Raw genomic sequence first — 288 nt, 5'->3', positions numbered from 1 at the left:
GTTCGAGACCGGCCAGCTGCAAGCGATCATTCACCCCCTGCACCTCGTGCCCATACTGGGGATGAATCGCCCGTACCGCCGTACCTTCCGCCACCGCCAGCGCAACAATATCCTTTAGATAATACTCACCCTGCACATTGCTATCTGACAAGAGCGGCAACCAACGCTTCAGATGACTGGCTGCCACCGCCAGAATACCGGTATTCACTTCCCGGATAGTCCGTTGCTCTTGCGTCGCATCCTTGTGTTCGACAATCGCCTGAATATTGCCACTGTCATCCCGTACGA

General features: G+C 55.6%; 1 pseudogene. It reads right to left on the bottom strand.

Features of this window, described 5'->3' with window-relative positions:
• Nucleotides 1-288: pseudogene (glmU, locus tag Q4563_RS19130) on the bottom strand (bifunctional UDP-N-acetylglucosamine diphosphorylase/glucosamine-1-phosphate N-acetyltransferase GlmU); the annotation flags it as partial.

Source organism: Gilvimarinus sp. 1_MG-2023 (genome assembly GCF_030548285.1).
This window is presented reverse-complemented; position numbering and strand designations above follow the sequence as displayed.